This is a genomic window from Sphingomonas benefaciens (genome assembly GCF_052907485.1).
Map to the genome: position 1 here is coordinate 372,172 of NZ_JBREIC010000001.1, position 18,449 is coordinate 390,620.

The following is an 18,449-nucleotide window of genomic DNA, read 5'->3' on the forward strand; positions in this document are numbered from 1 at the left end:
ACTCGCCGAACGACGACGACGGCTCCCCTTAGACATAAGAAAATTGCGGTGCAACGCAATTGTCCCACATTGCGACGGGCGGCAAATCGCTGCTTGCGCGGTGATTCCGCTTCGCTAGGACAGGACGAATGACGCGTCCCGACGGACGGGGCGCAGGAGCCGTGCGTGCGTTTCGATGACAGCCTCAAGACCGTGCTCTCCGCCGATATGGAGAGTGGGTTCGGCGCGCGTTCGGCGTGGCGGCAGCTCGTCGACCTGATCGGTCGCGGCCGCGCCGCGCCCGATGAGGCCGCCCTGACGCGTCTGCGCGCCCTTCGCGACATTGTCCCGGTCGAGATCCGCGCCGCCAGCGGCCGGGCACTGGCCTTCGCGACGCCGCCGGCGCCGCTGGTCGCCTTGTTTGCCGAGGACGGCCTTGCCGTCGCCGCGCCGGTGCTGCGCACCGCACGGCTCGACGCGAGCGCGTGGCTGGATCTGTTGCCGAGGCTCAATCCGGAAGGGCGCGCGCTGCTTCGTCACCGTCGCGATCTGCCGCGCGAGGTGATCGATGGGCTCGCCGCCTATGAGGCGGTGGATTTCGTCCTCCCCGCCGCAGAAACGACGGCCACCGCGACGGAAAGCCAGCCAGCGGCAGAGGCTGAGCCCCTGCCCGACACAGTGCAGCCTCTGGCTGATTCGTCCGAACAGGACGTGCGTCCGGCACCGTCCGTCATCGATCTGGACGCGTTTCGTGACGCAGTGCCGGCACGCTCGCCGGCCCCGGCCCCGGCGCCGGCGACGGAGCCGTCCGCCCCCGATCTCAGCCCGGCCCCGCACGGCGGCTTCCGCATCGCCGATGTCGTCGCGCGCATCGATGCCTTTCAGCGCCAGCGCGACGAGGCGCCGATCGCCGAACCGGCCGCGGAGTTGGATGCTTTCCGGTTCGAGACCGACGCGCAGGGGCTGGTCGTCGCCATCGATGGCGGGGCGCGCGGGGCGCTGATCGGCGTATCGCTGGCGGTCGCGATGCGACAGGGGTCGGTGACGGTCGATACCGCGATCGTCGATGCCTTCCTGCGCCGACGGCGGTTCTCGGGCGCGCGGCTGGATATCGCCGGCCGGTCGGAGCTCGCCGGCGGGTGGCAGGTCGCTGGCCTGCCCCTGTTCGACAAGGCCGGCCGGTTTACCGGCTACCTCTGCACCACGCAGCGGCCGGCAGGCGGCGATCTGAACGAGGACGCCGAGCGCCGGCGTGGTTCGGAACTCCTCCGGCAGCTCGTCCATGAACTCCGCACGCCGACCAATGCGATCGCGGGCTTTGCCGAGCTGATCGAATCGCAATTGCTGGGTCCCGTTTCCGACGCCTATCGCGGCCATGCGTTGACCATCCAGGCGCAGGCCGCCCGGCTGATCGGCGCGATCGAAGATCTCGATACCGCCGCACGGATCGAGGGCGAGGCGTTGGAACTACACCCCGAACCGGTCCCGATCGAACCCCTGCTCGCGCGTGTCGCGCGCGACCTCACCGCATTTGCCGACGCTCACAACACCGCCTTCGACCTCCACCCGATGGGCGAACACGCCGCCTTGGCAGACAGCCGGGCCGTCGAGCGGCTGCTGTCGCGCATGTTGGCCGCCCTTGCCGGCGCCGCAGCCCCGGGTGAGCGGATCGACATCGCCGAAGCGCCGGCTGACGACGGCGAGGTCGCGATCTGCTTCGCGCGTCCGGCGGCACTCTCTGCAATCACTGACGACGATTCGCTGCTCAGCCTTGGTGACCACGACGGTGGAAGCGACGGGCCTTTGCTCGGCGCCTCCTTCGGGCTGCGGCTCGCCCGCGATCTCGCACGCGAACTTGGCGGCGGCCTGTCGGTCGGCAAGCATTTGCTCACCTTGCGCCTCCCCGCCGCCGTTCCTGCCCTCGTCGGCGCGCCGGCCTGATCGTCACGCCGGTGCCGCCTTTCCGTCCGTCGCCGCCCTCACCGGACGCGATCGTCGACTGGCCCGCCGATTTCGGCCGGCGCTACACGGTCTTCGTCGATGTCGAGGAGGAGTTTGACTGGACCGCACCGCTCAGTCGCGACCATCGCGCCGTCACGGCAATCGGCGCTCTTCCCGAGGCTTGCCGGCGCTTTCGCGACTGCGGCATCGGCCTGGCCTTCATGGTCGACTATCCGGTAACGGAGGACCCCGCTGCTTGCGACATCCTTTGTAAGGTGCTCGAAGAACCGCGAAACACGCTCGGCGCTCAACTTCACGCCTGGGTCAATCCGCCCTACTTTCCCGCATCGCCAGGTGACAGCTATGCGGGCAACCTGCCTATTGCGAACGAGGCGGCGAAGCTCGACGCGTTGACCGGGCGGCTTGAGCAGGCCTTCGGACGTCGGCCGCTCGTCTATCGTGCCGGACGTTATGGTCTCGGTCCCGCAACGATCGAATTGCTGGCGGAGCGGGGCTATCGCATCGACAGTTCGATGCGTGCGCGGTACGACTATACCGCCGACCTCGGGCCGGACTTCTCGCAAATCGGCAATGCCGCGTTCCGGACGGGAAGTTTGCTCGAACTGCCGCTCACCACGGTGTTCACGGGCGCATGGCGCCGGCACGGCGGATCCTTATTTCCCCTGACGGGTCGCCTACCTCCGGTACGCGGCGTGGTGGCGCGCGCGGGCCTTCTGCAACGGGTCGCACTGACCCCGGAGGATATGCCGATCGAAGCTGCACTAGAGGCGGTCGAGGTGGCAGCGGAGCGTGACGACTTGCGCCTGCTCACTTTCTCCTTCCATTCGCCGTCGCTGTGCCCCGGCCATACCCCCTATGTTCGCAATTCGACGGATCTGGCGGTTTTCTGGCGCTGGTGGAGCCGGATGTTCGAGCAACTGGACCGGTTCGGCTATGCTCCGGCGTCGCTCGACGAAATCCTCCACGCCACGGACAACATCTAGAAATATCTTCAATTTCTATCTTGAGTCGTCAGGCGAAAGCTTCATTCGACAGTATAGTGCAAAGAATCATTTTGCGATGCGGCAATAATCTGGCATGGGAAAGCCTCACCAGTGAAGGGGAGTTTTATGGTTTCGAAGGCTTTGATGGCGGTCGCGGTGGCCGCTCTCGCAGTGGCTCCGGCTGCCGCCGCTCCGGCGAACCCGGCCGCGAGCCTGTCGGTCGCCAAGTCGGTCCGCACCGGTTCGGCCTCGGCAAAGAAGAACGAACTGGCAGGCGGCGGCCTGATCGTGGCCGTGATCGCCGCTGCGGCGGTTGTTGCGGGCATCGTGATCATCGCTGACGACAACAGCAGCAGCAACTGAGATCGCCGCGGCGTAGCGGGGTTCCCAAGACGCACCGCGACGCCATCGTTGATCGCGCAAGGGGGGCTACGGCCCCCCTTGTTGTACCTGCAATCGGTGCTCGGTTCACCGCCAGCCCAGTGCCGGTGCGACGTGGCGCAGGATGCTTTCAATCACATGGGTGTTGTACGCCACGCCCAATTGATTGGGGACGGTGAGCAGTAGCGTGTCCGCTTCCGCGATCGCCTCGTCGGCACGGAGCTGCTCGATCAGCGTGTCGGGTTCCGCTGCATAGGACCGGCCGAACACGGCCCGCATCGAGTCGATCACGCCGATCTGATCGCCGCCCTGCTCGCGGCCGAAGTAGGCACGATCGCGGTCATCGACGATCGCGAAGATCGAGCGCGAGACGGAAACGCGCGGCGTTCGCGCATGACCGGCGGCGGCCCAGGCCTCACGATAGGCGCGGATCTGCTTGGCCTGCTGGACGTGGAACGGTTCGCCCGTCTCGTCGGCCTTCAGGGTCGAGCTTTGCAGGTTCATGCCCTGCTGTGCCGCCCAGATCGCCGTAGCGTTCGACGCCGATCCCCACCAGATCCGCTCCTTCAGTCCGGGTGCGTGCGGCTCCAGCCGCAACAGCCCCGGCGGATTGGGAAACATCGGGCGCGGATTGGGCCGTGCGAAGCCCTTGCCGGCAAGCAGCTGCAAGAACACTTCGGCATGGCGCCGACCCATATCGGCGTCGCTCTCACCATCCGCCGGCGCATAGCCGAAGTAGCGCCAGCCTTCGATCACTTGTTCGGGCGAGCCCCGGCTGATCCCCAGCTGCAGCCGTCCGTTGCTGATCAGGTCGGCCGCGCCCGCATCCTCCGCCATGTAGAAGGGGTTTTCGTAGCGCATGTCGATCACGCCGGTGCCGATCTCGATCTGCTGTGTCTTGGCGCCGACCGCGGCGAGCAGCGGGAAGGGCGAGGCGAGTTGCTGGGCGAAATGATGGACGCGGAAATAGGCACCATCGGCCCCGAGCTCCTCGGCCGCCACGGCCAGGTCGATCGACTGCAGCAGGACGTCCTGCGCGGAGCGGGTCGCCGAATGCGGGGTATCGGACCAGTGGCCGAACGACAGAAAGCCAATCTTCTTCATCTTCTCGCATAGCTCCATGCGAAGCGCGTGCCATCGCTCGCGTTGGTTGAGGAGCGATGTAGGCTTGCAGCTACGAGAAAGCAGTGGCGCGGTGGTAAACCCAGCGTTTCGCTGGGCGGTCGTCTGTCTGGGGAGGTGGGCAGCGACCGGGATGCGCTGCTTGGCATCGACGGCAAGGTGACTGCAAACCTCAATCAGTCAATGCTTTACTTGGTTAATGCAGTGATTTTCTAGACAGGGGAGGCATCCCCGAATTCATTTCGGAGTGATAAAGAGAAGATTGGCGCGAAGGTAGTGCTTTGCTGCTTTTCCTTGTCAGGGACGCCATTGATGCCGCCACCCCGGCCTCGGCGGGGTGGCGGGGCGAACTTCCATGTCGCACGACCCGTGAAACGAGCACGGCGTTCAATGCCCGCAGTGGGAAAAGCTCAGCCGCACGCATCCCGCCGAACCACGAGGACGCGGACTTGCCGCAGGGCGCCATCCTGTCGGACCGGGGGGCTTTCTGCGACGATCAACGCCCGAGATAATGCGCGTGTGCCGCGTCGGTGGCGTTGATCGCCAGGATCGAGCGCGCGTCGCCCGGTGAGCGGACATGGCCGCGGCCGTCGCTGCTCGCGGCGATGACGCGACCGAGCAATTCCTGCCCCTCCTGCCACCAACCGAGGCCGCTGGCGGCATTCAGATGCCCCTGGGAACCCGCATCGATGAAATGGCTGCCCCAATTGGCGGCAAGGCTGTGCGCGCGATCGATCGTGATCCACGGATCGTCGCGGGAGGCGACGAGGATCGAGGGAAAGGGCAAGGGCGTCCGGGGCGAGGGGGCGAAGCCCTTCAGCGCGTCCGGCGCGTCGGAACGATCGACATCCGCCGGCGCGACCAGCAATGCCCCGGCGACCGGCCAGCCATAAGGCTGGGGGCTCAGTTCCGCCCACCACGCCACCGCCAGGCAGCCGAGGCTGTGCGCGGCGAGGATCACCGGCGCCTCTGCGGCGCGGATCGCCTGGTCGAGCTTGGTCACCCAGGCGTTGCGATGCGGCGTGTTCCACATGCCGAGTTCGACACGCACCGTGTCCGGCCGCGCCTCTTCCCACAGGCTTTGCCAGTGCGAGGGGCCGGAGCCACCCAGGCCAGGCACGGTCAGGATCGTCGGACCGGCCGATTCGAACATCGCGAAACCCGTCATCTTGCATCTCCCTCAAGGAAGGGCGTGACGAACGCATACCGTGCAGGAGCGGCTTCGTTCGGCACGCCCCCCAAGACCGAAAGCTATACCCACTATTCCGATGGGCAATAGCGACTGCGCCGAAGCGATGGCGGCATGCGGCGGGTGGATCGGCGACGATGATGCCGCTATGCGCACGGCATGGCGAAGACCCGCGTGGACCAGATGCTCGTCGATCGCGGCCTCGCCGAATCGCGGTCGCGCGCCCAGGCGCTGATCATGGCCGGGCTGGTGTTCGCCGGCACGCGCAAGGTCGACAAGCCCGGTCAGACGCTGCCGGAGGATGCGGCAATCGAACTGCGTGGTCGCGATCACCCCTGGGTGTCGCGCGGCGGCATCAAGCTCGCCCATGGCCTCGACCATTTCGGCTGGGAGGTCGCCGGCGCGGTGGCGATCGACGTCGGCTCGTCGACCGGCGGCTTCACCGACGTGCTGCTGAGCCGCGGCGCGGCGCGCGTCTATGCGATCGACAGCGGCACCAATCAGCTCGCCTGGAAGCTGCGGCAGGACCCGCGCGTCATCGTCCACGAGCAGACCAGCGCCCGCATTCTGACCGCCGATCACATCCCGGAGCCGGTCGATCTGATCGTCTGCGACGCCAGCTTCATCGGCCTCGCAAAGGTGCTGGAACGCCCAATGCTGTTGGCCGCGACGGAGGCGCGGTTGCTGGCGCTGATCAAGCCGCAGTTCGAGGCGGGGCGTGACGAGGTCGGCAAGGGCGGGGTGGTGCGCGATCCGGCGGTGCATGCCCGAGTCTGCGACGCCGTCGTGGCATGGCTGACCGAGGCGGGCTGGACGGTGGCCGGCGTTACCCCCAGTCCGATCACCGGACCGGAGGGCAATGTGGAATTTCTGGTCGCGGCATCCCGTTTCGGACCGCAATCGGAACGATAATCGAACCGGACGCTTTACGAAGGCTGCGGGGCCGGGCAGAGCGCGATCTGTGCCATTCGGCATCGTGCGGTCGGGGTCCGTCGGCACCAACCAATCGACTGTGCCGTCCGGCACAAATCCAATCGGCTGTGCCGTCCGGCACAGGGGACAAGGAGTATCGGGTGAGCGTCGTCGCTTCCAAGGGTCAGTTGCGCATGTCGTTTCTGCGCTGGGCGGCGGTGAGCGTGCCGCTGATCCTGCTGCTCGGCTTCGCCTCGGGCCGGTCGGTGCCCGCCGGGGCTGAGAATGCCTGGTACGAAGCGCTGCGCAAGCCGGAGGTGACACCGCCCGGCTGGGTCTTTCCCGTTGCCTGGACGACGCTCTACGTGCTGCTCGGCGTCTCGCTGGCAATGATCCTCCATGCGCGCGGCGCGCGCGGGCGCGGCGTCGCGATCGGGCTGTTCGCGGCGCAGTTCCTGCTCAACCTCGCCTGGACGCCGCTGTTCTTCGGCATGCACCGGGTACACGCCGCGCTGATCGTCATCGTCGGGATGCTGATCCTGGGCGTTGCGACGACAATTGCCTTTTCCCGGATCCGGGTGGTCGCGGCGTGGCTGCTGGTGCCGTATCTGGTCTGGATCAGCTTTGCCGGCGTGCTGACCTGGCGGATCGGGCAGCTCAACCCGGACGCGGAAACCCTTGTGCCTGCGGCGCATACGTCCCAGATGCTCTGACGACACGACGACCCGTACCGGAAAGACCCAGCATGCAGACCGAAAACCGCCTGTTCGATGATTTCGTCAAGTTCGTGAACGGCGCCGCCGGCACGCTGGCGGGGGTCGGCCGCGAGGCGGAATCGAGCGCCCGCTCGCGCGCCCGCGAATGGATCGGCGGGCTGGACTTCGTCAGCCGCGACGAATTCGACGCCGTCAAGGCGATGGCGGTGGCGGCACGCGACGAGGCCGACGCGCTGCGCGCCCGGCTGGATGCGCTCGAGGCCAAGCAGGGGGGCGCATCGGCCGATCCGCTGCCGACCGCCTGACTTTTCCACAGCTTTATCCCCGACCTTGTCCGCACCCCCGCCGGGGTGGGTTGCCGCGGCCATTTTGCCGCGGCAGCGTGACCGTGCGATAAGGACGCATGGCCATGCTCGATCACCCCGACCACGACCAGGATGCCGCCGCCCCCATCGACATGCTGGAGGCCTATTATGCCGCGCATGGCTGGGACAATGAACGGCACGACGACGAGATCGTCGCGACGGTCAAGGGAAGCTGGACGACCTACGAGCTGCGCGCGCTCTGGCGCGAGGACGACAGCGTGCTGCAGTTCCTCGCCTTTCCCGACATCAAGGTCACCGACGATCGCCGCGGCGCGGTCTATGAGGCGATCGGCCTGGTCAACGAGCAATTGTGGATTGGCCATTTCGAATTGTGGTCGTCGTCGGGCGTGCTGCTCTACCGCCACGCGGCGATGATCGACGGCGAAGATGCGGGCACCATGTCGCTGGGCGCGACCGAACTGCTGGTCGAATCGGCGATCGAGGAGTGCGAGCGCTTCTACCCCGTGTTCCAATTCGTGCTGTGGGGCGGCAAGACGCCGAAGGAAGCGCTGGCCGCCGCGCTGATCGAGACGCAGGGCGAGGCATGAGCGGGCTGCCGCAAGGTCGGATGTTGCTCGTCGGTGCGGGCAATATGGGCGGCGCGATGTTGCGCGGCTGGATCGCGGCCGGGCTGGACCCGGCACAGGTCACCGTTGTCAGCCCGAGCGGCCGGCCGATGCCCGACGGCGTCCAGGTCGTGCCGGCGGTCCCCGCTGCCGGGGAAGGTGCGCCGTTCGACCTGATCATGCTCGGCTTCAAGCCGCAGCAGATCGGCGGGTTTCGCGGCGGTCCGCTGACGGCGCACCGTCCCCGCATCCTCGTCTCGATTCTCGCCGGGGTAGAAGAGGCGACGCTGGCCGCGGTGTGCCCGGCGGCCAACGTCGTCCGTGCGATGCCCAATCTGCCCGTGGCGATCCGGCAAGGCGTGGTTGCGCTGTACAGTTCCGCCGCCGACCCGGCGGCGCGATCCGATGTGCAGGCGCTGATGGCGACGCTCGGCCATGCCGAATGGATCGACGACGAAGCGCGATTTGATGACGTCACTGCGCTCGCCGGCTGCGGTCCCGGCTTCGTGTTCCGCTTCGCCGATGCGATGACGCAGGCGGGCACCGCGCTCGGCCTGCCGCAGGATCAGGCGGCCCGGCTGACGATCGCGACGCTGGCCGGCTCGGCGGCCATGGCGGCGGCCTCGTCCGACACGCCGCACGTCCTGGCCGACCGGGTCGCCAGCCCCGGCGGCTCGACCCGCGAAGGGCTCAACGTCCTCGATCGTCCCGATGGGCTGGTCGGCCTGCTGATCGAGACGTTGGCGGCCTCGGCGAAGCGCAATCGCGAGATGGCGGCGGCGGCACGAGACTAGATTATCGTCCCGTCCCAATAGCTCAGCGGTTTGATATTGAATCGCAATAGCGGCAATATTAGGCCCTCCCTTCGAACCAAGGGGGGACGCGATGACACCTATCTTTCGCCTGCTGCTCGCCAGCGCTGCCGTGACCATTGCCCCGCCGATGCCGGCCGTGGGACAGGAGCAGGCACCGTCGCCGCAGGAAGCCGCATCGTCGGACGATATCGTCGTCATCGGCGAGAAGTCGAACCGCCGTGTACAAGACACGCCGACCAGCGTGGCGATCACCACCCCCGATCGGATCCGGCAGGAGAATCTCCTGCAGATCCAGGATATCTACGACCGTACCGCCAATGTGGGGCAGACCTGGGGCGCGTCCGGCTTTTCGATCCGCGGGATCAGCAATCGCGGCATCGGCGCCGGGGGCGCGGCCGACACGACGACCGTCTATGTCGACGGCGCGCCGATCCCGGCGCAGGCGCTGTTCGGCGGGCCGACTGACCTGTGGGACACGGCCCAGGTCGAAATCCTGCGCGGGCCACAGTCGACCATCCAGGGGCTCAACGCGCTGGCGGGGGCGATCATCCTGACGACGCGCGACGCCTCAACCACCCAGACCAGCGCCGACGCGCGCGTCCTGTGGACCGATCATACGGCACGGACGCTGTCGGCGGCCGCCGGCGGACCGCTGATCCGCGATGAACTGGGCCTGCGCCTGTCGGCGGAGCGGCGTGCCGATCGCGGCATCGTCCGCAACCTGACCATCGACGATTTTGCCGACGCGCTGCGCTCGCTCGCCCTGCGCGCCAAGCTGCACTGGACCCCCGCCGCGCTGCCGGGGCTGGACGTCCAGGCGACGGCGAACCGGGTGCGGCGGGACGGCGGCTATATGTTCCAATATGTCGACGTCGACCAGCCGAACTATTTCGCCGATCGCCACGTCCGCGGCAATCAACCGGATCGCGGCTATGTCAGCAGCGACATCGTCGGGCTGACGATCAGCTATCCAATTGGCACCGGGCTGCACCTCAGCAGCACCACCTCGTTCAACCGGACCACGGCGATCATCGTCGCCGACGGTGACGGTACGCCGACCGACCGCCTGGTGTTCATGAACGACAACAGCTTCCGGACCTGGACGGAGGAATTGCGGCTCAACATTGACGGGCCGCGGCTGAGCGGGGTGCTCGGCGCCTGGGCCTATAGCCGCGCCGGCGGCCTCGTCGCCGACAGCCGCGTGGCGGTGCCGACGCCGGTCGGCACGATCGCCGGCCTGCTGCGGGCCGGAGGGTTTCCGATTACCACGGCCAGCCAGCTCGCCACGGCTTATGCCCGCGCGTTGCCGTGGATCCCGCTTCATTACACCGCGGACCAGCCCGAACGGGTGCGCAATGCGGCACTGTTTGGCGACCTGCGATTGCACCTGACCGATCGCCTGTCGCTGCTCGCCGGTCTGCGCTACGACCACGAAGACAATCGCTACGGGGCGCAGACCGATACCGCCTTCACCGGGCAGTTGCCCGATCCGTCGGCCTTCGCCGCGCCCGGCACGCCAGTCTATGTGGCGGTGGGCGCGATCAACCGCGGCGTGCTGGCGATCGTCGCCGATGCGGCGGCCGCCCCGGCAAGCCGGGCGCGCCGCTTCGACGCCTTCCTGCCGAAGGTCGGCGTCAGCATGGCGTGGTCGCCCGATCTCTCGACCGCCTTCACCGTCCAGCGCGCCTATCGGTCGGGAGGTTCGTCACAGAATCCGGCGCGGGCCACGCTCGTGCCCTATGAACCGGAATATAGCTGGAATTATGAAGCGTCCTTGCGCTCCCGCTGGTGGGGAGGGCGGCTGTCGCTCAACGCCAACGCTTTCTACGTCGATTGGCGCCAGCAGCAGGTGGTCGCCTATTTCGGGCGCAATGCCTATGACTATAATACGGTCAATGCGGCCGCGTCACACCTCTATGGCGGCGAGCTGGAGGTGCGGGCTCGGATCGACCGCCACCTTGACGCCTATGGGACCGCGGGCACGGTACATACCCGCTACGATTCCTTCACCCTGCCGACGGGCTCGACCAGCCAGGTCGAATTGGCGGGGAGCCAATTCCCCTATGCGGCGCCCCTGACGCTGGCCGGCGGGATCGATGGCCATGCCGGTCGCTGGCGCGCCAATGTCAACGGTAATTACCGCAGGCCGGTGTTCACCGACATCGGCACCGACCAGGGCCGATCACGCGTGCCGGGCCGGATCGTGGTCAACGCCCGGATCGGCTATGATACAGGGCGATGGACGGCCTTCACCTTCGCGCAGAATCTGCTCGATGCGCGCTATGTTCAATATCAAGCCTATGGCGTGCAGCGCGCGCTGCTCGGCGACCCACAGACCTTCGGCGCCGGATGGGAGCTGCATCTCTAGCGTCGGCCGGCAGCCCGGCCGGCGGTCAGTTGCGCAAGGCCTCGATATGGGCGCGCTCGGCGTCGGGGATCATGCCCTCGAGCACCGCCCAATAGCCCGACACGGCATCCTGGCCGGCCGATTGGTAGGCCGCGGACATGCGCGTGCGCACCGCCTCGAACAGCTCCGCCTCCATCCGCACGCCTTCCGCGGTCAATCGCAGCAGCCGCTGGCGCCGGTCGCGCTCGCCGGGGCGAGCCTCGACCAGCTTGCGGTCGTTGAGCTCGTTGAGTACGCGGCCAAGCGATTGTTTGGTGATCGCCAGCAGCGCCAGCAACTCGCTGACCGTCAGGTCGGGCTTGCGGGCGATGAAGTAGAGCGCACGGTGATGGGCCCGGCCCAGACCTTGCGCGGCGAGGCCCTGATCGACGGAGCGGGTAAGGTGACTGTGACCGAAATAGAGCAGTTCCATCCCGCGTCGGAGTTCGGACTCGCGGAGGAATTGGGCGGGGGCGGAGGAGAGAGCTGTGGCAGCCATGTTGACCGGTTTAGCCACCGCTCCTACCCGACTGCAACCCCGAAAGCCTGAAGGATGATGATGACAGCCGATCTTCCCGCCTTTCGTTTCGATCCCAGCCAGACCCCGGTCGCGGCCAATGAGCGGGCGGCGCGGCTCGTCGATCCCGGCTTCGGCCGCGTCTTCACCGACCATATGGCGCTGATCCGCTATACCGAGGGCAAAGGCTGGCACGACGCGCAGATCACCGCCCGCGCTCCGCTGACCGTCGACCCGTCGACCGCGGTTCTCCATTATGCCCAGGAGATTTTCGAGGGGCTGAAGGCCTATCGCCTCGACGACGGCGACATCGCGCTGTTCCGCGCCGATGCCAATGCCCGGCGCTTCCGCGATTCGGCGCGGCGGCTGGCGATGCCCGAACTGCCCGACGCGCTGTTTCTGGAAAGCTGCCGCCGGCTGGTCGCCACCGAGCGCGACTGGATCCCGTCGATCGACGGCGGCGCGCTCTACCTCCGGCCGTTCATGATCGCCAGCGAGGCGTTCCTCGGCGTCAAACCATCGGCCGAATATATCTACATGGTGATCGCCTCCTCGGTCGGTGCCTATTGGAAGGGCGGCGCCCGTGCGGTCTCCATCTGGGTCAGCCAGGAGTATAGCCGCGCCGCCCCCGGCGGCACCGGTGCCGCGAAATGCGGCGGCAATTATGCCGCCAGCCTCGCCGCCCAGTCCGAGGCGATCCGCCAGGGCTGCGACCAAGTCGTCTTCCTCGACGCAGTCGAGCGCCGCTGGATCGAGGAATTGGGCGGCATGAACATCTTCTTCGTGTTCGACGACGGCAGCCTGGTCACCCCGCCGCTGACCGGCACGATCCTGCCCGGCATCACGCGCGATTCGATCATCCGCATCGCCCGTGATCAGGGCATCACCGTGCGCGAGGAGCTGTACAGCCTCGACCAATGGCGCACCGATGCGGCGAGCGGCCGGCTGACCGAGGCCTTCGCTTGCGGTACCGCGGCGGTGGTGACGCCGATCGGCACCGTGGCGAGCCCGGAAGGGCGCTTCACAATCGGCTCGGGTGGCACCGGCCAGCTCACCCAGCGCGTGCTGGATTCGCTGACCGCGATCCAGCGCGGCCGGATCGCCGAACCGCACGGCTGGTTGCAGCGCCTCGACTGAGGCGCGGCGCGCGAAAAACGGTGGTCGGCGGGGCTTCCCAACGCCGCCGCGGCGGCTATAAGGCCGCCCTTCTTGCTGGGGCGTCGCCAAGCGGTAAGGCAACGGTTTTTGGTACCGTCATACGCAGGTTCGAATCCTGCCGCCCCAGCCAGTCTCCGAACACCATCATAGTCCGCGATGTGTGGGACCTGTTGCGGCGCTCGCGGCACGAACGTCAGCGCTGGCGCGACCATGCTGCACCCAAGTTCTTTCGGGGGAGACCGGCTCGCATCTGCGCAGGGTCCGGATCGAGGCCAAACTTGGACCGTATCGCGATCAGCTCGGCCCTTGCGCTATTTGAGGTGCATGAACAGCGTCAGGGCGTTGCGCTCGGCATCGGCGAAGCGGTCGTAGATCGCCCGCGCCACCTGGGCGATGCCGAGTTGGCGATCGCGGCCGCCCCTGGCAAAGACCGCCACGGCAAGCCGGCGACCGTCGGGCATGGTGATGAAGCCGACGTCGTTGGTGATGCCGTCGAGCGTGCCGGTCTTGTCCTCAACCCGCGTGCCTGCGGGCAGCAGCGCCCGGATCCGGCGTGTACCGGTCGCGCATCGGCCCATCAAATTGAACAGCAAGGCGCGGCTGTCGGCGGTGAGCAGCGATCCGTTGTTCAGTTTGTACAGCAGGGACACCATGGCGTTGGGCGTGGCCACGTCCTTGCTGTCTAGCAGGTGGCCGCGCTCGCGCAGCAACTGCGCGATACTGCGGTCGACGCGAATGCCGGCGATGCCATTGGCAGACAGCCATTGCTGGACCGCCGCCGGGCCACCCACCGTGGCGAGGAGCAGGTCGGCGGCGCGATTGTCGCTGTGGATGATCATCGCTTCGAGCAGCGTGGATGCAGACCGTCCGGCGACCATGTCGGTCAGGCGGCGGCGGCCATGATCGACATCGGCGAGGTAGACGCCGGCGATCGCGAGCTTGACCGTGCTCGCCATCGGATAGGCGATGTCGCCGTTGAGGGAGACGGCCGAGCCGTCGCGCAGGTCGAGCGCCGCGATGCCGTAATCGCTGGGATGGCCCGATACCAGGGACGCCAATGCGCGTTCGAGTCCGATCAGTTCGGGGGAACTCGCCATCGCGGGGGCCGGGGCCAGTGTCGCGGCGGCCAGGCAGCACAGAAGCAGGCGGGGGCGGAAGGGCAGGCGCATCGGTTGCTCTTGTGGGTGGTTCTTCGAGAACTGGCTACAAGAAAGATCATAGCGCAGGACACCGGCCTCTCCCACGCACCTGATCGCGAAAAATCGACGAGCTGAGCGCCGTATCGACAGCCCGTGGCGGCAGATCGGCGGCGACTGACGATCTTCTGACGAGCGAGCGGCCGCCTGAACCTTTCCCTCCGAAGTCCGGCCGCACAATTATACTCACTCACATGTGAATGAGATTGACAGCCTCGTCGCAAGGATGCCAACATTGCCGTCACGCGCCGAAGAGCGCGGCCCTTAGAGAGGAAGTTTCGATGCGCTCGTTGCTGCTGACAGTTTCGGTGATCGCGATGGCGATGCCGGCCGCCTCCTTCGCCCAGACCGCGCGCGACCATGCGTCGGAGACGACGGGGGAGGGATCGCAATCGTCGCAGAATCCCACCGACGCCGCCTCGCCGCAGGTCGCGCCGGGCGCGGTGGATACCAGCGACATCGTCGTCACGGCCGAACGCCGTTCGACCAGCCTGCAACGCACCGCTGTCGCCGCCTCGGTACTGACCGGCGAGGATCTGGTCAGGAAGAGCGTCAACACGGTCGAGCAATTGCAATTCTCGACGCCGTCGCTGACCGTCAACACCTCCGGTCAGGCGAACAGCTTCAACATCCGCGGCATCGGCAAATCGGAAATCTCGAGCTCGGTCGGCGTCGGCGTCGTCACCTATCGCGACGGCGTGCCGGTCTTCCCCGGCTATTTCCAGGGCGAGCCCTATTATGACATCCAGTCAGTCGAGGTGCTGCGCGGACCGCAGGGAACGTTCGCCGGCGGCAATGCGACCGGCGGTGCGGTGTTCATCACCGAGACCAACCCGACGTTCGATTCAGTCAAGGGCTTTGCCACGGCGCAGATCGGCAATTACAACCAGGTCAAGGCGCAGGGCGCGATCAACCTGCCGCTGAGCGACACGCTCGCCATCCGGCTGGCGACGAACCTGGAAAAGCGCGACAGCTTCTTCACCATCACCGGTCCCTGGACCGGCAATCCCGGCAACCTCAATTCGGTAAGCGGCCGGGCGAGCCTGCTGTGGCAGCCGGACAGCCATCTCAAGCTGCTGGTCAAGGGCGACTACAACCGCATCAACGTCGGCGGCTATCCGAACAGCCCGGCCTATTTCGGCACCGCCAATGCGCCGACGCTCAACACCAGCGATCCCTTCACGATCAGCAGCAACGCCTATCTGTCCGGCCAGGACGAATTCGGCCGCATCTCCGCCAACCTCAGCTACACGTTCGACAGCGGCCTGATGATCCGATCGATCAGCGCCTTCCAAAAGGGCACGCTGCAGGAGACGATCGACGCCGACGGCACCGCGGCCCGTAACGACACGTTCCAGGATTTCGCCAACGAGCACGTCTGGTCGCAAGAGGTCAACATCATCTCGCCGGACACCGGCCGCTTCACCTGGCTGGTCGGCGGCTTCTGGCAGTATGACAAATACGAATTCCCCGTCGGCAACGGCTATGTCTCCTTGTCGCCGACCGGGGTGGTCCGATCCCTGCGGATCGAGGGGACCAATCCGCACACCGCGCTCGCCGCCTTTGCGCAGGTCGGCTACAAGCTTACCGATGCCCTCCAGGTCACGCTCGGCGGGCGCTGGTCGCGCACCACCTCGCGCAACGACGTCAATTATCCGATCGAACTGTTCCTGGGCGCGCTGCCGACGTTCAAGACGACGTTGGTCCAGCATGACTTTGCCGCCAACAGCAACGTCGACGGCAAATTGTCGCTGAACTGGACGATCAACCCGGATCATTTCCTCTACGCCTTTGTCGCGACCGGCACCAAGGCAGGCGGGCTCAACGGTGCCAATCTATTCGGCACGACGCCGCGCGGCTTCGTGCCCGAAAAGGTCACCGACTATGAACTGGGTTGGAAGGGGACGCTGCTCAACGGTCATCTTCGCACGCAGCTGGGTGGCTATTACAACGTCTATCGCAAGTTCCAGGTGCTGATCGTCGATCCGGCCACGCCCAATTTCACCTCGATCTTCAACGTGCCGAACGTCACCAAGCTCTATGGCGTGGAGGCGTCGGCGCAGGGATCATTCGGCAATGTCCTGATGGATGTCTCGACATCGATCTCCAATTCGGAGCTGGGGCAGTTCTTTGCGCGAGATCCGCGCAAGGGCACGACCGGAGTCTGCGATCCGATCAACGGCCCCGCCAATGCCGCGGGCTGCATCAATCTCGGCGGCCGGCGCCAACCCTATGCGCCGCAATTCACGCTGAGCGCCGGTGCGCAATATGCCATCCCCGTCGCCGAAGGCCTGACGCTGACCCCTCGGGTCGATTATGCGCATATCTCGGCCGTCTGGGGCACGCTGTTCCAGGCAGCCGAGCTCGGCGATTATCTGAAAGCCCGCAACATCGTGAATGCGCAGGCGACGCTCGACAACGGCACCTGGTCGATCGCGGCGTTCAGCACCAATCTGACCGACCAGCATTATATCGGCTCGCTCAACGGCATCCGCCGGCTGGCGGCGCCGCCGCGGCAATATGGGCTGCGCGTCAGCACCAAATTCTAAAATCACCGGACGGGCGCGTCCGCGCGTCCCGCCCGTTCCGAGCATCCTTCCCGAAAGTCTCGTCATGCTCCCCGGATCGATGCAACCTTATGCACTGACCCTCGACAAGTTCATCGACCACGCCGCCAAATGGCATGGCGACACCGAGATCGTGACCGGCGGCCAGGGCGACAGCCAGCGCATCGGATATGCCGCATTGCGCGATCGCGCCAATCGGCTGTCGGGTGCGCTGATCGCGCTGGGCCTGGCGCGCGGCGATCATCTGGCGACGCTCGCCTGGAACAGCCAGGCCCATATCGAAATCTGGTATGGCGCGATGGGGATGGGCGTGGTCTGCCACACGCTCAACCCGCGTCTGGCGCCGGCGCATCTGGCCGCGATGATCGACCAGGCGCAGGACCGGGTGCTGGCGGTCAGCCCCGGTCTTGCCCCGCTGGTCGAGGATCTGCTCGCACGATGCCCGTCCATCGCGCACGTAATCCTGCTCGACGAAGGCGGGGCGCCGGCGGATCGGCCGGTGACGACGCGCGCGCGCATCTGGGATTGCGACGAGCTGCTTGCGCAGCACGGCGCGGCGGCCGCTTGGGGCGGGTTCGACGAGCACGCGCCCGCCGGCCTGTGCTTCACCTCCGGCACCACGGGTCGGCCCAAGGGCGTGACCTACACGCATCGATCCAACTATCTGCATACGCTGCACATGCTGTCGGCCGACGTGATCGGCGTGACGGCGCGCGACGCGGTGCTGGTCGCGGTGCCGATGTTCCATGCCAACGGCTGGGGCTTCGCCTTCGCCGGGCCCGCCGCCGGCGCGAAGCTGGTCCTGCCGGGCCGCCATCAGGACGGCGCCAGCCTGGCGCGGCTGATCGACGAGGAGGGCATCACGGTGGCGGCGGGGGTCGCGACCGTGTGGCTGGGGCTGGTCGATCACCTGGAGCAGACGGGCGGTACGACCCCATCGCTACAGCGCATCCTGCTCGGCGGATCGCCGGTGCCGCAAGCGCTGATGGACCGGCTCGAACAGCGGCTCGGCTGCGTCGTGCAGACCAGCTGGGGCATGACCGAATTGTCCCCGGTCGGCACCGTCACGCCCGCTAACGTGCCGTGCCGGGTCTCGGCCAAGTCGGGGCGCCCGCCGATGGGGGTCGATCTGCGCCTGACCGACGAGGCGGGACGGCCGCTGACCGAGCAGCGCGACGGCGAAGGACGGTTGTGGGTGCGCGGGGCGAGTGCGGTCGAACGCTATTTCGACCATATCGAGCCGGCGACCGATGCCGACGGCTGGTTCGACACCGGCGACCTCGCGCGGATCGACGCCGACGGCAATCTCAGCATCACCGGACGCGCCAAAGATTTGATCAAGTCGGGCGGCGAATGGATCAACCCCGGCGAGATCGAGGCGATCGTCGGTGCGCTACCCGATGTCGCATTGGTCGCCGTGGTCGGGCGGGCCCATCCCAAATGGGGCGAGCGCCCGGTGCTGGTGGTCGAACCGCGCCAGGGGGCGACGCTGTCGGACGACGCGCTGATCGACGCGTTGCGCGGGCGTATCGCGAGCTGGTGGCTGCCCGATGCGATCATCCGCGTTGCGGCCATGCCGCTCGCGCTGACGGGCAAGATCGACAAGATGCGGCTGCGCGCGGAGCATGGCTGACG

Annotated in this window: 17 protein-coding genes and 1 tRNA gene; 14 read left to right on the top strand and 4 right to left on the bottom strand. The window is 67.0% G+C overall.

Going from position 1 to position 18,449, the window contains the following annotated elements; translation table 11 throughout:
• The first annotated feature begins 165 nt into the window (after positions 1-165).
• From ACU5AX_RS01760 to ACU5AX_RS01770, 3 genes are all read left to right on the top strand, one after another.
• Positions 166-1,920, top strand: coding sequence for a sensor histidine kinase (locus ACU5AX_RS01760; RefSeq protein ID WP_446689419.1), 1,755 nt, complete (start codon positions 166-168; stop codon positions 1,918-1,920).
• 11 nt (positions 1,921-1,931) lie between these two features.
• Positions 1,932-2,924: a polysaccharide deacetylase family protein gene (locus ACU5AX_RS01765; RefSeq protein WP_446689420.1), complete on the top strand. Its 993-nt coding sequence runs from the start codon at positions 1,932-1,934 to the stop codon at positions 2,922-2,924.
• Positions 2,925-3,050: 126 nt separating this feature from the next.
• Positions 3,051-3,287 (top strand): hypothetical protein, encoded by a 237-nt coding sequence (locus tag ACU5AX_RS01770; protein ID WP_198353007.1) that lies wholly within the window; start codon positions 3,051-3,053, stop codon positions 3,285-3,287.
• A gap of 105 nt (positions 3,288-3,392) precedes the next feature.
• Here the strand turns inward: ACU5AX_RS01770 and ACU5AX_RS01775 are convergent, their stop codons facing one another.
• The gene (locus tag ACU5AX_RS01775; RefSeq protein WP_446689421.1) at positions 3,393-4,409 is read right to left on the bottom strand and encodes an LLM class flavin-dependent oxidoreductase; all 1,017 of its coding nucleotides are present in this window, start codon (positions 4,407-4,409) and stop codon (positions 3,393-3,395) included.
• Positions 4,410-4,436: 27 nt separating this feature from the next.
• Between ACU5AX_RS01775 and ACU5AX_RS01780 the strand changes: the two genes are divergently transcribed.
• Complete coding sequence (locus ACU5AX_RS01780; RefSeq protein WP_446689422.1) at positions 4,437-4,643, top strand: hypothetical protein; 207 nt, start codon at positions 4,437-4,439, stop codon at positions 4,641-4,643.
• 280 nt (positions 4,644-4,923) lie between these two features.
• Here the strand turns inward: ACU5AX_RS01780 and ACU5AX_RS01785 are convergent, their stop codons facing one another.
• A complete protein-coding gene (locus ACU5AX_RS01785; RefSeq protein ID WP_446689423.1) occupies positions 4,924-5,595 on the bottom strand; it encodes an RBBP9/YdeN family alpha/beta hydrolase in 672 nt (223 codons plus the stop codon).
• A gap of 180 nt (positions 5,596-5,775) precedes the next feature.
• Between ACU5AX_RS01785 and ACU5AX_RS01790 the strand changes: the two genes are divergently transcribed.
• The 6 genes from ACU5AX_RS01790 (at position 5,776) to ACU5AX_RS01815 (ending at position 11,358) form a co-directional block, all read left to right on the top strand.
• The gene (locus ACU5AX_RS01790) at positions 5,776-6,528 is read left to right on the top strand and encodes a TlyA family RNA methyltransferase (protein WP_446689424.1); all 753 of its coding nucleotides are present in this window, start codon (positions 5,776-5,778) and stop codon (positions 6,526-6,528) included.
• Between the two features lie 194 nt (positions 6,529-6,722).
• Entirely contained in the window at positions 6,723-7,241 is a 519-nt protein-coding gene (locus ACU5AX_RS01795) for a TspO/MBR family protein (RefSeq protein WP_446690442.1), read from the top strand.
• 32 nt (positions 7,242-7,273) lie between these two features.
• On the top strand, positions 7,274-7,549 hold the full coding sequence (locus ACU5AX_RS01800) for an accessory factor UbiK family protein (protein WP_446689425.1): 276 nt from the start codon (positions 7,274-7,276) through the stop codon (positions 7,547-7,549).
• Between the two features lie 98 nt (positions 7,550-7,647).
• On the top strand, positions 7,648-8,157 hold the full coding sequence (locus tag ACU5AX_RS01805) for a type III secretion system chaperone family protein (protein WP_443024703.1): 510 nt from the start codon (positions 7,648-7,650) through the stop codon (positions 8,155-8,157).
• Positions 8,154-8,969 carry a pyrroline-5-carboxylate reductase family protein gene (locus ACU5AX_RS01810; RefSeq protein ID WP_446689426.1) on the top strand — a complete coding sequence of 272 codons (816 nt, stop codon included), beginning with the start codon at positions 8,154-8,156 and terminating at the stop codon, positions 8,967-8,969. Before ACU5AX_RS01805 ends, ACU5AX_RS01810 begins: the two co-directional genes overlap by 4 nt.
• A gap of 91 nt (positions 8,970-9,060) precedes the next feature.
• A complete protein-coding gene (locus ACU5AX_RS01815; protein ID WP_446689427.1) occupies positions 9,061-11,358 on the top strand; it encodes a TonB-dependent receptor in 2,298 nt (765 codons plus the stop codon).
• A gap of 25 nt (positions 11,359-11,383) precedes the next feature.
• Here the strand turns inward: ACU5AX_RS01815 and ACU5AX_RS01820 are convergent, their stop codons facing one another.
• Positions 11,384-11,875 (bottom strand): MarR family transcriptional regulator, encoded by a 492-nt coding sequence (locus ACU5AX_RS01820; protein ID WP_198352999.1) that lies wholly within the window; start codon positions 11,873-11,875, stop codon positions 11,384-11,386.
• Between the two features lie 54 nt (positions 11,876-11,929).
• Here ACU5AX_RS01820 and ACU5AX_RS01825 point away from each other — a divergent pair, with 54 nt between their 5' ends.
• On the top strand, positions 11,930-13,030 hold the full coding sequence (locus ACU5AX_RS01825; RefSeq protein WP_446689428.1) for a branched-chain amino acid aminotransferase: 1,101 nt from the start codon (positions 11,930-11,932) through the stop codon (positions 13,028-13,030).
• Positions 13,031-13,106: 76 nt separating this feature from the next.
• Positions 13,107-13,181: transfer RNA gene (locus ACU5AX_RS01830), tRNA-Gln, on the top strand.
• A 181-nt stretch (positions 13,182-13,362) separates the two neighbouring features.
• Here ACU5AX_RS01830 and ACU5AX_RS01835 read toward each other — a convergent pair.
• Entirely contained in the window at positions 13,363-14,427 is a 1,065-nt protein-coding gene (locus tag ACU5AX_RS01835) for a serine hydrolase (RefSeq protein WP_446689429.1), read from the bottom strand.
• Between the two features lie 101 nt (positions 14,428-14,528).
• On the opposite strand from ACU5AX_RS01835, the gene ACU5AX_RS01840 reads away from it, so the two are divergent.
• A complete protein-coding gene (locus ACU5AX_RS01840; RefSeq protein ID WP_446689430.1) occupies positions 14,529-16,796 on the top strand; it encodes a TonB-dependent receptor in 2,268 nt (755 codons plus the stop codon).
• 64 nt (positions 16,797-16,860) lie between these two features.
• Positions 16,861-18,447, top strand: coding sequence for an AMP-binding protein (locus ACU5AX_RS01845; RefSeq protein ID WP_446689431.1), 1,587 nt, complete (start codon positions 16,861-16,863; stop codon positions 18,445-18,447).
• The last annotated feature ends 2 nt before the right edge of the window (positions 18,448-18,449 follow it).